Origin of the sequence: Streptomyces tateyamensis, from assembly GCF_003205575.1 — a bacterium.
Classification (GTDB): Bacteria; Actinomycetota; Actinomycetes; order Streptomycetales; family Streptomycetaceae; genus Kitasatospora; species Kitasatospora tateyamensis.
Window position 1 is genome coordinate 19,710 of record NZ_PYBW01000042.1, and the last position, 15,430, is coordinate 35,139.

The 15,430-nt window shown below is 70.5% G+C and carries 11 protein-coding genes and 1 pseudogene; 7 read left to right on the forward strand and 5 right to left on the reverse strand.

What is annotated here, in order from left to right; genetic code table 11:
• Positions 1-80: 80 nt before the first annotated feature.
• Both C7C46_RS13690 and C7C46_RS13695 read right to left on the reverse strand, forming a co-directional pair.
• Entirely contained in the window at positions 81-308 is a 228-nt protein-coding gene (locus C7C46_RS13690) for a DUF6458 family protein (protein WP_110669294.1), read from the reverse strand.
• Between the two features lie 151 nt (positions 309-459).
• Entirely contained in the window at positions 460-1,482 is a 1,023-nt protein-coding gene (locus C7C46_RS13695; RefSeq protein ID WP_110669296.1) for a LacI family DNA-binding transcriptional regulator, read from the reverse strand.
• A 325-nt stretch (positions 1,483-1,807) separates the two neighbouring features.
• On the opposite strand from C7C46_RS13695, the gene C7C46_RS13700 reads away from it, so the two are divergent.
• The 4 genes from C7C46_RS13700 to C7C46_RS13715 all read left to right on the forward strand — a co-directional run bounded on the left by C7C46_RS13700 (position 1,808) and on the right by C7C46_RS13715 (position 6,791).
• Positions 1,808-3,064 carry a sugar ABC transporter substrate-binding protein gene (locus C7C46_RS13700; RefSeq protein ID WP_110669298.1) on the forward strand — a complete coding sequence of 419 codons (1,257 nt, stop codon included), beginning with the start codon at positions 1,808-1,810 and terminating at the stop codon, positions 3,062-3,064.
• Between the two features lie 33 nt (positions 3,065-3,097).
• Complete coding sequence (locus C7C46_RS13705) at positions 3,098-4,090, forward strand: carbohydrate ABC transporter permease (protein WP_110669300.1); 993 nt, start codon at positions 3,098-3,100, stop codon at positions 4,088-4,090.
• A complete protein-coding gene (locus C7C46_RS13710; protein WP_110669302.1) occupies positions 4,087-4,908 on the forward strand; it encodes a carbohydrate ABC transporter permease in 822 nt (273 codons plus the stop codon). The genes C7C46_RS13705 and C7C46_RS13710 overlap by 4 nt, the downstream gene beginning before the upstream one ends.
• 113 nt (positions 4,909-5,021) lie before the next feature.
• The gene (locus C7C46_RS13715; protein WP_110669304.1) at positions 5,022-6,791 is read left to right on the forward strand and encodes an amylo-alpha-1,6-glucosidase; all 1,770 of its coding nucleotides are present in this window, start codon (positions 5,022-5,024) and stop codon (positions 6,789-6,791) included.
• Between the two features lie 131 nt (positions 6,792-6,922).
• On the opposite strand, the pseudogene C7C46_RS35915 reads toward C7C46_RS13715, so the two are convergent.
• Positions 6,923-7,822: pseudogene (locus C7C46_RS35915) on the reverse strand (ricin-type beta-trefoil lectin domain protein); the annotation flags it as partial.
• A 117-nt stretch (positions 7,823-7,939) separates the two neighbouring features.
• Between C7C46_RS35915 and C7C46_RS35920 the strand changes: the two are divergent.
• Positions 7,940-8,653, forward strand: coding sequence for a WD40/YVTN/BNR-like repeat-containing protein (locus tag C7C46_RS35920; protein ID WP_220040614.1), 714 nt, complete (start codon positions 7,940-7,942; stop codon positions 8,651-8,653).
• A gap of 171 nt (positions 8,654-8,824) precedes the next feature.
• On the opposite strand, the gene C7C46_RS13725 is transcribed toward C7C46_RS35920, so the two are convergent.
• Together C7C46_RS13725 and C7C46_RS13730 are read right to left on the reverse strand one after the other, a co-directional pair.
• Positions 8,825-10,249 (reverse strand): tetratricopeptide repeat protein, encoded by a 1,425-nt coding sequence (locus C7C46_RS13725; RefSeq protein ID WP_146259086.1) that lies wholly within the window; start codon positions 10,247-10,249, stop codon positions 8,825-8,827.
• A gap of 5 nt (positions 10,250-10,254) precedes the next feature.
• Positions 10,255-13,719 carry a CHAT domain-containing protein gene (locus tag C7C46_RS13730; RefSeq protein WP_110669310.1) on the reverse strand — a complete coding sequence of 1,155 codons (3,465 nt, stop codon included), beginning with the start codon at positions 13,717-13,719 and terminating at the stop codon, positions 10,255-10,257.
• Between the two features lie 73 nt (positions 13,720-13,792).
• On the opposite strand from C7C46_RS13730, the gene C7C46_RS13735 reads away from it, so the two are divergent.
• Both C7C46_RS13735 and C7C46_RS13740 read left to right on the forward strand, forming a co-directional pair.
• Complete coding sequence (locus C7C46_RS13735; RefSeq protein ID WP_110669312.1) at positions 13,793-14,188, forward strand: hypothetical protein; 396 nt, start codon at positions 13,793-13,795, stop codon at positions 14,186-14,188.
• A 4-nt stretch (positions 14,189-14,192) separates the two neighbouring features.
• Positions 14,193-15,119, forward strand: coding sequence for a hypothetical protein (locus tag C7C46_RS13740; RefSeq protein ID WP_146259087.1), 927 nt, complete (start codon positions 14,193-14,195; stop codon positions 15,117-15,119).
• Positions 15,120-15,430: the final 311 nt, after the last annotated feature.

Here is a 15,430-nt window from a genome sequence, read left to right on the forward strand (position 1 = left end):
CCGGCCCACCGGCGCCCGAGGCTCCCACATCCGCAACCCGCCGCAGCGCTCACCGGTCCACGCCCGCCTGACCAGGTCGGTCAGAGCCCGTCGTAGTACCGGCGCTCCTCGACGACCTCGTCGGGACCGGGCCGGCCAACGTAGCGCCGACGCCTGAGGACACTCATGTAGGTGATCAGGCCGAGCAGACTGGCGGCCATCAGTATCCACCCCACTACGTGGACATTGACTGCTGCCAGGTGCCAGTTGACCCCGAAGGCCAGCACCGCACCGGCAGCGAACAACAGAACGCAGCCTCCGATACCCATTTTCTCCACTCCTCCAGCAGGGAACGGAGTTCGGCTACCCGCGATACTGAACTTGAATCAGCACCCGCCGCGCCAGGCCCTCCAAGAGGTCCCGCTCGAGCAACCTGCCGTTTCGCCCAGCCAGACATCGGCCCGGGTCGGAGGGATCCGACTACCGTGCGGACCCGGTGCGCGCGGGGCCGGTGCTGGCGCGCAGGGAGACGGGCGGGGCCAGCAGGATGTTGCGGCGGGGAGCTGCCGGGTTCGCGATGCGTTCGATCAGCAGGTCCATGGCCTGGGTGCCGATGTCCTGGGCCGGAACGTCTGCGGCGGTCAGCGGGGGGCGGAACTCCTCGGCCCAGGTGCGGCCGACGACGCCGGTGAGGGAGAAGTCCCTGGGCACGCTGAGACCGGCCTCCTCCAGGCCGCGCTGGATGCCGGGCAGCGCGGCTTCGTTGATGGTCGCGGCCGCGGTGACCTCGGGGTGCTCGCGCAGGAGCCGGGTGACGCACTCCAGGCCGGCGGCCGCGTCGTCCCCGCACTCCAGGTCGATGCCCTGGATGCCGCGCTGGGCGAGGGCAGCGGTGAACCCGTCACGGGCCCGGTGTCCGGGCCCGTAGCCGGCCGCCACCAGTTCGACGGAGCGGTTGACCAGCGCGATGCGGGTGTGTCCCAGGTCCGCGAGGTGGTGCACGCACTGGTTGATCACGGCGGCGTAGTCGACGTCGATCCAGCACATCTCCTCGGCGCGGGCCGTGTGCCCGATGCCGACGAACGGCAGCTTGGCGTTCTGCAGCCTGCGGACCCGGGAGTCCTCCAGGCGGATCTCCATCAGGATCACCCCGTCGACACGCCCGCCGGAGAGCAGGCGCTCGAACGACCGGTCGTGGTCGCCCCCGGAGGGGGACAGCAGGACGTCCAGGTCGGCGCGGGCCGCGGCCTCGACGACGCTGGCCACGAAGTCCAGCTGCATGTGGGTCAGCCGGGTGCTGGCGGGCGGGATCACCAGGCCGATGGTCCGGGTCCGGCCCTCCTTGAGGGCACGAGCGGCGGCGTTGGGCCGGTAGTCGAGTTCGTCGATGACGTCCTGGATGCGCTTGCGGGTGGCGTCCGAGACCGAGCGCTTGCCGCTGAGCGCGTAGGAGACGGTGCTCCGCGAGACGCCTGCGCGGCTGGCGATCTCCCCGATGTTCATCGCTGTCCTCACGGAGATGGGGCGGCCGTTGGTCCCGCTGCGCGCGAAACTGTCGCGCCCAGTCGAACCGATTCGGGAAACGGTAGTGCGCTTCTCCACTCCACCGCAAGCCGTGCGGCATGGTCGCCCCTGGGGCACTCGATCCAGCCCTCGGTCGTCCCGGCGATCAGGTTCGCCCGGGCTATTGACGGCCCTCGGCCCCGGACCTATGTTCTGTCGAACCGATTCGCGCAATCGATTCGACATCGGCCCGTAACGCAGAAACGGCCTCCTCCCCCTCCTCTCGCCCCTCAGCACCTTCCGTAAGACCGAAGGGTTCCGTGCCATGAACAGATCCACCGGTTGGCGGCTCGCCACCGCCTCATTCGCTGCCGTCGTCCTCGCCTCCGCCGGCACCGCGTGCTCCTCCTCGACCGGGGCGGACGCTTCTGGCGGGGGCAGTGCCTCCGCCGGCGGCACCTACACCGTCTGGGATCCGTACCCGCAGTTCGACGCCGGCTCGGCCTGGGCCAAGCTGCTGGACACCTGTGGCACCCAGGCCGGTGTGCAGATCAAGCGCACCGCCTTCGACACCAGCGACCTGACCAACAAGGAACTCCTCGCGGCGCAGCAGGGCAACTCCCCGGACGTGCTGATCGTCGACAATCCGGTGGTCCCCACGCTCGCCCAGGCCGGTGTGCTGACCTCGACCAAGGAGAACAAGGTCGACACCTCGGCGGTGTCGCCCAACCTGCTCGCGGCCGGCCAGAGCGGCGGCGAGACCTTCGGAACTCCGATCGGTGCGAACACCCTGGCGCTGTACTACAACAAGACGGTCCTGAAGGCGGCGGGCGTGGACGTCGCCTCGGTCAGGGACTGGGCGTCACTGACCGAGGCCCTGACGAAGGTGAAGGCCGCCGGCAAGAAGGGCATCACCTTCTCCGGGATCGGCACCGAGGAGGGGAGCTTCCAGTTCCTCCCGTGGTTCTGGGGATCGGGCGCGCAGCTCACGCACCTGGACTCCGCCCAGGCCGCGTCCGCACTGTCGCTGTGGACCGACTGGGTCAAGCAGGGCCTGGCTCCCAACTCGGTCATCAACAACACGCAGACCACCAGCTGGCAGGAGTTCGCCACCGGTGACTTCGCCTTCGCGGAGAACGGCACCTGGCAGCTGGCCAACGCGAAGAAGGCCGGCTTCGACTACGGGGTCGTCCCGATCCCCGGCATGACCGGCGGCACCGCCCCGGCCCCGACCGGTGGCGAGTTCGTCACCGTCCCGGTCCAGAAGAAGGCGGCCCGCTACGGCGTCTCGGACAAGCTCGTGTCCTGCCTGACCAGCGCGGACAACTCCTACGCCACCGACACCACCCTGTCCTACATCGCCGCCACCCCCGCGGTGCAGGACAAGCAGGCCGCCGCCGACCCCGACCTGAAGCCGTGGGTCGACGCGGTCAAGGCCGCCAAGGGCCGCACCAGCGACAACCTGGGCACCAAGTACCCCACGATCTCCGAGCAGTTGTGGACCGCGGCGCAGGCCGCGCTGACTGGATCCAAGTCGCCGCAGGCCGCGCTGTCCGCGGCACAGTCGGCCGCCGCCAAGTAGCACCACCAGCCGCGAGGACACCAGGACCCGCCGATGAACGACACAGCACGGATACCGGAGAACCGCTCTGTGCGCGTCGGGAACGGGGCGGCCGCCGCCGACCCGTCCCTCGGGCGCGCCGGCACCGGGCGAACCAGGTCCCGCCCCCGCTCCCAGCAGTGGGCCGCCTGGGGATTCCTCACACCGCTGGTGATCTACCTCGGCGTGTTCTACGCCTACCCCCTGTACCGCAACATCGACCTGAGCCTGCGCAACTACACGGTGCGCTCGTTCGTCAACGGCGACGCCCCCTTCACCGGACTGGCGAACTACCGCGCCGTCCTGGACGACCCCGCCTTCCTGCCCGCGCTGACCCACACCGTGGTGTTCACCGCCGTCAGCCTGCTCCTGCAGTACGGGATCGGCCTGGCCCTCGCGGTCTTCTTCAGCCGGCACTTCCGCCTGGCGGCCACCCTGCGCGCCCTGTTCCTGGTGCCCTGGCTGCTGCCGCTGATCGTGTCCGCCTCCACCTGGTCGTGGATGCTCAACAGCGACTCCGGTGTCGTCAACGCCGTACTGCACTCGGTGGGCATCGGCCCGGTCAACTGGCTCACCTCCCCGACCTGGTCCCTGGTGTCGGTGATGATCGCCAACGTCTGGATCGGGATCCCGTTCAACCTGGTGGTCCTGTACAGCGGTCTGCAGGGCATTCCGGCCTCCCTCCACGAGGCCGCCGCCCTGGACGGGGCCGACGCCTGGCAGCGCTTTCGCCACGTCACCTTCCCGCTGCTGCGCCCGGTCTCGGCGATCACCCTGCTGCTGGGCCTGGTCTACACCCTGAAGGTCTTCGACATCATCTGGGTCATGACCAGGGGCGGCCCCGTCAACTCCTCGACCACACTGGCCACCTGGTCATACCGGCTCGGCTTCGGGAACGCACTGCCGTCCTTCGGCCACGGCGCCGCCGTCGGAAACCTGCTGGTCCTGATCGCCCTGGTCTTCGGCTTGGTGTACATCCGCGTCCAGCGAAAGCAGCAGGCGTCATGACCACACGACACCCCTCCTGGCGGAGGACCGCGACCGGCGTCCTACTCACCGCGCTGATGCTGTTCCCGGTCTACTGGATGCTGAACGTGTCCCTCACCCGCGACCAGGACATGCGCAAGTCCCCACCGGCCTGGTTCCCGGTCCGCGGCACGCTGGAGGGCTACCGGGCCGTCCTGGACCAGCAACTCCCCTATCTGGGTACCAGCCTGGTCATCGCCCTCGGCACCGTCGGGCTCACCGTGGCCCTCGCCGCACCGGCCGGCTACGCGCTGGCGAAGCTGCGCCCGCGCGGCGGCGGGGCCCTCGGGTTCGCGCTGCTGGTCGCGCAGATGATCCCCGGCATCATCATGGCGCTGGGCTTCTACACCGTCTATCTCAAGATCGGGATGCTGCAGTCGGTGCCGGGCCTGATCGTCGCCGACTCCACGATCGCCGTCCCGTTCGCCGTGCTGATCTTCACCGCGTTCATGGACGGCATCCCCGGCGAACTGTTGCAGGCCGCCAGGACCGACGGCGCGGGCAGCCTGCGGACCTTCTGGTCGATCGTCCTGCCGATGAGCCGCAACGCGATCGTCACCGTCTCGCTGTTCGCGTTCCTCTGGTCCTGGTCCGACTTCGTGTTCGCCAGCACCCTGGACGGCGGCGGCGCCCACGAGCCGATCACACTGGGGATCTACCACTACATCGGCAACAACAACCAGCAGTGGAACGCGATCATGGCCACCGCCGTGGTCGCCTCGATCCCCACCGCGCTGATCCTGGTCCTGGCCCAGCGCTACGTCGCCGCCGGCGTCACCGCCGGAGCCGTCAAGGACTGACACCCGCCGGTCCCTCCCCGCCCCCGGAAGCCTCTGCCCGCCGGCGATCCCGCGCACCGCGGCTGCCGCACGGTCGGCGGAGCACGCCCCGCAGCAGAAACGAGTGCCCTGCGATGACCGACGCCCTCACTGGCCCGGCCTTCAACATCCGCGACATTCCCTTCAGCAGCCACGGCTCCTGGTTCAACATCTCACCCGTGACCTCCGAGCACGTCCGTGCCCAGGACCTGCACCTGGTCTCCCACCAGGGCGGCATGCACCCCGTGCTGCGCCTGGTCCCGGTCGCAGGGCCGCGCGGCGAGCGGACCGAGACGCAATGGAACGCCACACCGGGACGGCTGACCTGGGTCGGGCCGGGCGGCCACATCGAACTGACCTACCAGTGCGCCGACACCCTGCGGCTGCGCGGTACCGGTCTGGGCCTGCGGATTCACGCAGCGGCCGAAAGGCTCACACCGTTCAGCGGCACGTACTTCCTGCACGACCCGCTCGACGGCTCCTACCTGTTCACCTCCTACGAGACCGGCCGGCGCTACCGCATCACCGTGCTGGCCGGGCAGGAGGTGGACGTCTGCGGCACCGAGTCGCTCGGCGGCGCCGACCGCGGGCTGACCCTGACCCACGACGGCACCGGCTGGTGGGAGGCGGCCGTCGAGGAGCTCGACAGCGCCCGGCCGCCCTACGCCCCGTCAGGTACCCACGAGCAGACGGCGGACCAGGCCGACCAGGCGTTCACCGAGTTCGCCGACGCGGTCACCCCCTGGCGCACCCCGGACACCCCGGCCGCCGAACTGGCCGCCTACGTGGTGTGGTCCGCCACGGTGGGACCCGCCGGGTTCCTCGGGCGCCCCGCCGTACTGATGTCCAAGCACTGGATGGACAAGGTCTGGAGCTGGGACCACTGCTTCAACGCCCTCGCCCTGGCCCCCGGGGCCCCGGAGCTGGCCTGGGACCAGTTCCGGGTCATGTTCGACCACCAGGACGCGAGCGGCGCACTGCCCGACTCCGTGACCCACTCCGAAATCCTCTACAACTTCGTCAAGCCCCCCATCCACGGCTGGGCCCTGCGCCACCTGCGACGGCGCCTGCCGCACCCCCTGAGCCGCACCGAACTCACCGACGCCTACCACCGCCTGGAACGGTGGACCAGGTTCTGGCTCGACTCCAGGCGGGCACCCGGCCAGGCGCTGCCGCACTACCAGCACGGCAACGACAGCGGCTGGGACAACGCCACCACCTTCGACGCCGGCCGCGTGCAGATCACCGCCGACCTGTCCGCCTTCCTGATCCTGCAACTGCGCGAACTCGCCGAGCTGGCCGCCGAACTCGACCGCGCCGACGAAGCCGCCGACTGGGCGCGCACGGCGGACGCCCTCCAGGCCGCCGTGATGCAGGAACTGTGGACGGGTGACCGATTCCAGGCCCGGTCGCCCCACACGGGCACCGGTGCCACCAGCCTGAGCCTGCTGGACCTGATGCCCGTCGTCCTCGGCGAGCACCTGCCCGCCGACGTCAGCGCCCGCCTGGCCGCCCGCATCGAGACCCACCTGACCGCCCACGGGCTGGCCACCGAGCGGCCCGACTCACCCCACTACCAGGCCGACGGATACTGGCGCGGGCCGATCTGGGCACCCGCCACCATCCTGATCGAGGACGGCCTTCGCCGCGCCGGCCACCATCGGCTGGCCGACGAGATCAGCGCCCGCTTCCGCGCACTGTGCGAGAACTACGGCTTCGCCGAGAACTTCGACGCCCTCACCGGCGAAGGGCTGCGCGACCGCGCCTACACCTGGACCGCCAGCAGCTACCTGCTGCTCGCCGAAGACCACGCCAGGCGGACCCACACCCGGAACGACGGCCACCGGCGCGCACCGCACCGATAGGTCGGCGCCCACAGGTCGGCTCGGCCGCCGGTGCCGGGCCCCCGGGGCCTGCCGGTGGCTGCGGCACAGGTGGCCGCACGCATCGCCGTGCGCGGGCGGGGGTCGTCCTGACGGCAGGATCCGGGGTCGTCCTACTGCAGGGTCCACTTCTGGTTGCCGCCACCGTGGCAGGCCCACAGGTCCAGAGCGGTGCCGTTCGCTGTGGCCGCGCCGGAGGCGTCCAGGCACAGGCCGGCATTCACGTTGGTGATGGTGCCGTCGGCGTTCACGCTCCACTTCTGGTTGTTGCCGCCGGTGCAGTCCCAGATGACGACCTTGGTGCCACTGGTCGTGCCGGCCTGGTAGGCGTCCAGGCACTTGTTGCCGTAGACCACCAGTTCCTTGCGCGTGGTGTACGTCCAGGACTGGTTGCCGCCGCCGTTGCAGTCCCACAGGGCAGCCTGGGTGCCGTTGCCGATGGTGCTGTTGAAGAGGTCCGCGCAGCGGCCTGACTGCTGCCCGACGATCTCGGTGCCGTTCGTGCCGGGGAGGTCGCCCACCTTGACGGCATCGAAGTCGGGCGCCCAGCCGGAGGTGTTGGAGAAGGCCAGCGTGTTGCCGGAACCCTTGGCCAGCGCCACCTCGACCGAAACGGTGCCGGGGGCGCTCCAGGAGCCGGTCGGGGGGAAGGAGACCGTGGTGGCGTTCTGCCCGTTGACCTGGAGTACGGCCGTGCGGGACCGGCTGTCGCCGTTGACGTAGGCGATGTCGAGGACCTTGATGCCGGCGCCGGCGGCGGTGATGCCGTTGAACCGCAGGGTGTTGGCGGCACCGTTGCCGACGTAGCCCACCTTGGTGGCGCCGGAGCAGTTGGCACAGGCCGCGTCGACGGCCGAGCCGGTCCTGGTGTTGGCGGCGGACTCCGCCTCGTAGACCGTGCCGACCGCCTCGGTTCCGGTGACGGTGAGCATCACCGCGTCCGCGGCGGGGACGCTCGTGGTGTAGCCGGTGCCGAAGCTGCCGACCTCCGTCCGCGACCACACGTCGCGGACGGCGTCAGCGGTTTCCGGCACGACGACCTGACCAAGCCCGCTGCCAAGGCGCTGACCGGACCGAAGTTCACCACCACCACGGGCATCGACTTCGCCCAGGCCAAGCCGGAGGTCTCGGTGCGGGTCGGGTCCGGCGGGGAGCAGCACGGCGCCTACTCGACCGACGGCGGAGCGAACTGGACGCCGTTCGCGGCGGCGCCGACGGGCGACGCCGTCAGCGGCTCCACGGCAGTCTCGGCGGACGGCGCAACCGTGGTGTGGACCCCGGAGGGCCGGCTGCCGTTCCTGTCGACCAACCACGGCGCGTCCTGGGCGGCGGTCTCCGGCCTGCCCAAGGACACGACCGTGGTGGCCGACCGCTCGACCGCGAGCACCTTCTACGCCCTCAGCGGCGGCACCCTGTACGCCAGCACCGACAGCGGGCGGCACTTCACCGCCCGCGCCACCGGCGTGGGTTACGGTCAGCTCAAGGCGGTCCCGGGCGTCGCGGGCGACCTGTGGATCTCGGGCAGGGAGAACGGCCTCCTGCACTCCACCAACGGCGGCGCGAGCTTCACCAAGGTCGCCGGGGTGGACCAGGCGAGCGGCCTCGGCTTCGGCAGGGCGGCGCCGGGCGCCGGCTACCAGGCCCTCTACCTCAGCGGGACGGTCAAGGGCGTGACCGGGCTGTTCCGCTCCACCGACGCCGGCTCGACCTGGGTCCGGATCAACGACGACCAGCACCAGTACGGCGGGACCGTCATCACCGTCATCACCGGCGACCCCGACGTGTACGGCCGTGTCTACCTCGGCAGCTACGGCCGCGGCGTGGTGTACGGCGACCTGTCCTGACCGACCTGGCCCGTGGGCGGGCGGCGGCCCCACGCCGTTCCGTCCCCGGGCCCGGGGCGGCGTCCGACAACGTCCTCGTTGCTGGTGACCAGGCATCCGCCGACCCGGCCGTAGGAGGCGTACTGGCCGTCGGAACGCGCTGACACCCCTCTTGACCGCAAGGAGGTGCGGTCACCACAGCCGCGGCTGCTTCAGATAGCCCAACGCCCGGCGGGCGGCGAGTGCGCGCACCAGCGGATCGCCGAAGCCGAGCAGCTCGATCACGTCCTCGAGCCTCTCCTCCAGGAGGGGCGCGAGGACGTCGAAGCGCCCGGCCAGGACCAGCACCTCCATGAGGAGGGCCACCGACCTCTTGGTGCGGTCGTCGGACCGGCCCAGATAACGGTCTGCTGCATCCAGCGTCTCCCCGGCCTCATTGACCGCTTCGTCCCACCGTTCCTGCAGGACGTAGACGATCGCCATCAGCCGTCGAGTTGCGAGAACGGCAGGATGGCCGGCGCCGAACTCGGCTTCACCCCGTTCGAGAAGATGCCGGACCTCCGGTTCGACCGAGTCCGGGCCCTGGCCGGGCAGCAGCGCGTGCCATCGTCCCAGCTCGGCGAAGACCGTCTCCGCGGTGAGTTCCCCGTGCGGCCGGGCCTCCGCCGCCGCCTGGGGTTCGACCGCCGGACCGTCCGCACCGCCCTGAGCGTCCTTCAATCGCGTCCTCACCAGGAGGGTGTCGGGGTCCTCCGGCCCCAGGGCCGACTCGAACTCCGGAAGGAGCCCGGCCCACACGCTGGCGGCCTCGTCCCGGCGCCCCGCTCTCTCGAGGACGACTCCGACGTTGTTCCGGGCCGTCAGGGTGTCACGGTGTGCTGCTCCCAGCCTGGCCGTCCGGTCTGCGACGACCCGTTCGACGACCTCCAGTGCCCGTCGGTGCTCACCTGCTTCCAGGAGGGCCTCGCCGAGCCCGCTCTCCAGGTCCGACACCAACGGATGCCCTGCCCCGCTTATCGCCAGTTGGACGCTGATGAGGTCCTCCCAGATCCGGGCGGCACGCCGGTACTGCCCCGCCTCGCTGCAGGCGCGCGCCAGCCTGCTCCTGCTCTGCCGGGTGGCCGGTGAGTCCGCTGCGAACCAGAGCGCGACCACGTCCCTGACGCGCTCGCACAGTGGCACGGCTGCACGCCCCAGCCCGCTTCCGAACAGTAGGTCGATCACGCGGTCGAGGAGAAGGGCGGTTTCCGTGCCGTGGTCCTCGGCCCTGGTGTAGCTGACCCAGGCGGACAGGTGCGGGGTGAGCGTGATGCAGCGCGCCCTCTCGCCCGGAGACCCGGGGTCGCCGAGATAACCGGCGATGGCTCCGATCGTAGTGAACTGCCATTCGTCACCGCAAAGTTGGCGGCATCGCTGCTGGATCTGCGGTGTGACGGAGTAGGTGCCGTCCGAACCTCGCGTCAGCAGCCCGACCCTGACGAGCACCGCCAGGTCCTGCTCGCGATTCGGCGTCGACGGGAGCAACTCGACGGGAATCCGGTCGGGCGCCAGCCAGGCGGTGGTCACGAGTACTGCAAGCGCCGTCCCGGGAAGCGAGCCGAGATCGAAGTCGCCCACCCTGATCACGCTCCGGTATGCACGAACGAGGCCCAGACCGTCGGCGCCGCGGGACAGCGCTCGCGCAACTGCCGGACAGCGAGGTGCAGCGCGCGGGCGGAGGTCTCGACCCGCAGTTCTCGACTCCCCGCATCCGTCAGGTGGGAGTAGAAGACATCGAAGACCTCCCCGGCCGTCGCATCGCTGACCGGCCAGAGCGCACCGATGACGTGGCGGAATCCTGCCAGTTGGAGGGCGCCGGTCAGGTGCAGTCCTTCGTCGGTCAGGTCCGAGACGGTCTCGGCGGTGCTGCAGGCCGACAGCACCGCCAGCTCACGACCGGCCAGTTGGAGCGCGGCGAGCTCGGCCATCGTCAGCGGGTTCACCTCGTGGTCGGCGAGCAGCAGTCGGCTCATGCCCGGGGAGTGGATGTCGGTCACCGCATGGCAGGCCAGGTGGACGTTCGTATGACTTGCCAGCGCCGTCAGGAAGGCCTGCTTCGTCGCCCCGGCCCCGGCCAGCAGGCTCGCGTCGGGCAGCCAGTGTCGGATCGCGGCGACCTCCGTGTCGACGCCGCGCAGCGGGGCGGTCGCGGGGGCCTCTGCCTGTGCGACGATCACCGTACGGGTCGGGCCGGTACTCTCCGGCATCTGCCGTACGAAGTTCAGGGCGCGCAGACTCGTCGTGTAGGAGGAGACCACTCGGTCGAGCACGCCGTCCTCGGTCCCGTCGCCGGCGGCGTGCCAGGGCAGGTGGCTCAGGAAGCCGAGCGGGCACCACCACATGCGCGGCCAGTCGCCGCCCTGGGACACGGGTGCCAGCCCGAGGTCGGCGAGGATCGGCTCGGCGGCTGCCGTCCAGAGCCAGGCCAACGTGTCACCAACCGCTGCCTGTGCCTGGAGGCGGACCCGCAGGGTGTATGTGTCCGACATCGCGTAGTGCCGGGCAGTCAGGAAGGTCAACACCCGCTCCTGGGCCGTCTCGTGGGCCAGTTCGGGCAGTTCGAGGATGCGGACGGGGCGGTCGGCGTCGGCGGTGACCAGGACGGCGTACCCCTTTTCGTCGCCGGTGGCAATCAGGGCGATCGGGCCCTGTCTCGCCGCATCGGCGAGGGAGTACTGTGCGTCCGGTGCGACCGTGCCGTGCAGGTGCTGCCAGCGGTCCATCACCCTGCGCCGTTCCTCCGCAATGTCCCGTTCCAGCTCGCGGCGCCGGGAACTCGTCTCCGCCGCACTGTCTCGGAGATCGAGCGCCCGCAACGCGGCGGTGACCTGCAGCAGTTCGGCGGTCTGCGACGGGTCGGATCCGGATGCTCCCGGGTGAACGGTCATGACCTCCTGCGACAGCAGGCCGCGGCTTTGCTCGATCAGCTCGACCGTCCGCACCGGGTCCTCGGCCGCGCTCCCGGCCTCGATGAGCTGTCCGATGAACCCGCGGTAGCGGCGCAGGACGTTCTCACGGTCGGCCCGAAGCGGGCCGGAAGCGACGTTCAGCCAACGGAGTTCGATCATTTCCGCCAGGTCCTCCAGGGTCCGGGCGGCTGTCGGCGCCGGGAGCCCGCTGCGCAGTGCTGCGGCGGTCGTTCTGACGTCGAGCCGGGCGTACGGCGAGGCGATCACCCGGTCGAACCCGGCGCGCGCCTCCAGGGCATGGCTCCGGTCGCCGGTGACCCTTGCCAGGTTTCGCAGTGCCGTCGCGCGTTCCAGTTCCGCGGCGACCAGGGTCCCGGGCATGGCGACGTCGGCGCGGGCCAGCGCCTGCTCGGCGAGTCCGATCGCCGTCTGGAACCGCTCGGCGTCGTCCGTGGCCGCACCCCGGAGACCCTGGACACGAGCCAGCTCGCACAGTACCATCGGCTCCTCCGGGCCACCGGGCGGCACCAGCGCCCTGGCCTGTTCGCCGAATTCGACGGCCTCGTCGATCGTCTCCACCGACGGGGAGAGGAAGGAGATGTCCCCCAGAACCCTGGTGAGCAGGTGCAGTATCGCCACACGCCCCGCCACCGGGAGGTCCGGGTACTCGTTGGCCCGCCTGAGAGAGGTGAGTGCTTCGCCCAGCAGCTCCGGGCTCTGGCGGCGTCCGCCGTCGTACAGAACGGCCGTGGCATGGCTCAGGTAGGCCCCCGAGGCGACGACGCCGTCGGCGTCGTTGAAGACCTCGATCGCGAGCCTGCTCTCATGGACCGCCTCGTGAAGTGCCTCCAGGTCGTCGGTCAACTCGTAGACGGTCCGGTGGGCCTCCGAGAGTCCGATCCTGACGAGTCCCGCCCTCGCCGGGTCCGATTGCTGAATGGACTCGAGAGCGGTGCGCGCCAGCGCGACCGCCTCCCGCGCCGCGTCCAGGTCATGGGTCTGCTGAGCGAGCCTGCCCAGCCCGGCGGCCAGGTAGAACCTCGCCAGGGACTGTGTACCGCCGTCCTCCGCCACGGCCAACAGGCGCCGGCTCAGTCCGACGGCCCGTCGGATCCAGTCGATGTCACCGTCCTCGGCCAGATCCTCCAGTGCCGCCTCGCAGAGGACCCGGAGCGCGGCGGCTTCGATCGGGCGGTGCGCCGGCGACGACGAGGTCAGGATGTCGTGGCAGCGGGCCACAGCGGCGGCCCGCTCGTCCGGTCCGCAGCCCAGAAGTCTCGTCAGCACGGCCGACAGAGGGCCGACCACCAGATTCCTGAACTCCTCCGAAAACTCTCCGTACAGGTCAAGCGCCTTGAGCAGTGGCGGGGCGTCATCAGTGAGCAGACCGAGGTGCATCAACGCGTTCATCAGGGCGAAGCGGTGGTCCACCTCTCCCGAAGCCGTTGTGCTTGGGCGGTCGCGCCCCGCCAAGTCATGCATGGCCGTGTCATGGTGGTGGTCCATCAGTGAACGGTCGGCTTCCCCGGGGCGCATGCGAAGGAGCACCAGGCTGCCCACTTGGACAGCGCGCATGCAGACGTCCCGCTCGTGAGTGGCCGCGCGCAGGACACTCAGCACGACGAGGAGTTGCTTGAGCACCCGGGGCAGCTCGGGATGATCCGGAGCGGCGGCCACGAGGGCCAGCTCGAGAATGTCGACGGCGAGCCTCAAGGTGGAGAGGTCGCGCGTGTCGTGGTAGCTCAGGAGAGGACCGCCGTGCAGCTCAAGCCAGACCGTGGGATCGGTGACGAAGCCGGTCCGCCGGGAGAAGGTCGCCAGGGGGTCGCACCCGGCCCGGTAGACGCGGCTCACCTGCTCGGGGACGAGATGCGGTGTCACGGCGTATACCGGGCCGAACAACTGGCCCGCTATCTCCAGCTCCAGCATGTCCTGTCCTGGAGGTCCGACCAGGCTGCGTTCCAGAAACATTCCGGCAGAGAGCCCGATGGCCTGCAGATCGAACGGCCCCTGTCGACGATGCCCCAGGAGTGCCACCACCTCCGCCAAGGCGTCCATCGACAGCAGGACCTCCCTGCCCTTGCCGCCCCGGGCAGCGCCCAGTCTCGCGAAGACCTTCGCCACCAACTCATCACGCATGACGACCGGCCCCACATCCGTTGCGAGAGACCCAACTCGGCCTTGGCTGACCTAAGCTGATGATATGCCAGCTATGCCGACGAGCCGACCCTCGAATGACGCGCCGACCGAGCTCGCCGAGCGGGTGAAGAAGCTCTGCCACGAGTACGGCCGCAACGGTCAACTGACCGACCTGCTGGCGGCGACCGGTGCCGACAGCCACCTCGCGGAGGTGATCGAACTGATGGCCTCGGGCGATCGCGCGGTGGGCAGGATGACGGACCTCCTCGACCAGCTCGACAAAGCGGCGAAAGGCTTCGGTCTGCACGGCCTGACCCGGCCGGACCGGACGTGGAGCCCGCTGCCGGGGGTCCGGGCCCCTCGCGAGGTACCGCCCCTGCGGGTCTGCCCGGTCCGCTGGTGCACCCGCGCCGAGGAGAGCGCGGCCACCTGTGCCCTGGTCGACCGCCCTCTCGTCGACTGCCCCTGACACCGTGACCACACTGCTCCTGGGGATCTCCCAGAAGGCCGCCGAGCGCTGGGCCGCGCTGCTGCTCGGCCCCGGCCTGCTCTTCGTCATGTGCCTGGTGATCGCGCGACACTCGGGCTTCCGGCACGCGGTGGACCTCCGGTACCTCCGCACCTACCTGAACGCGTTCGCCGGCTCGCAGGCACACAAGCAGCCGGCCGAACTCCTCACCGCCCTGCTGCTCGTGACCGCTCTCGCCACCGCCGCCGGGGCAGCTGCGGCCTCGGCGGGCCGAACCTTCGAGCGGGCCTGGATCCCGGACCGGCCGCACTGGTACGTCACGGTGCTGACCCATCGGCGTATCCGTCGCTGGACCACCCTCACCCGCGCCATCCAGGAGGCTCGTGACCAGCGCGTTGACGACCACCTCCACGGGACGCCGCCGTACCGCCGTCGTCCGACCGAAGCCCAACTGCGCGCGAAGCAGGAGCGGCTCTTCCCGGACGGCCCACCGGACCGGCCGACCTGGACGGCCCAGCGCATGGCCACCGCAACCGTTCGGGTCCGACAACGCTACGACGTCGAACTCGCGGAAGTCTGGCCGCACATCTGGGCCGTCGCCGACAGCGAGGCCCGCAAGGACATCCAGGGCGTTCGGGACAGCTATGCGGACGCCGGCCGGCTCGCCGCCTGGGGAACGGCCTACCTGCTCGTCACCGTCTCCGCCGGATGGTGGCCGGCCTCCCTCGTCGGCGCCGCCCTCGTCGGCACGGCCGTCCTGCGGGCACGCGCCGCGATCGACGCACTCGCCACCCTGGCCGAGAGCACGGTCGACCTCAACATCCGCAAGGTCGCGGAGCAGCTGGGAATCGCGTGCCAGGCGGGGTTTGACGCGACGACGGCAGCTTCCCTCAACGCCCTCCTGCGCCCGCGACCGTCGATCACGCCCTGAACCGACCGGCCCTGCGGCCTCGCGGAACCCGGACAGGGTCGGCGCCGGCGACAACGTGATCGCCGCCGACCTCAACCGGATCCGTGAGAACCCACACGACCGCCATCGTCCCGGGCATCGGCCCCGCAGCATTCCGCCGCGGTCTTCGGCCAGCGCCTCACCTGGCAGGCCGAATCAGCCGGCTCCCCGCGCCAACGGCCATCGGAACTGGGACGCCACCGCGGCGGCTGTCAGCGGCGATCCTGAGCTGACTCGCCCGCCACCGGTTCAGCCACGCAGATGCTGCAGCTCGGACCTCGTCACCGGTCGGC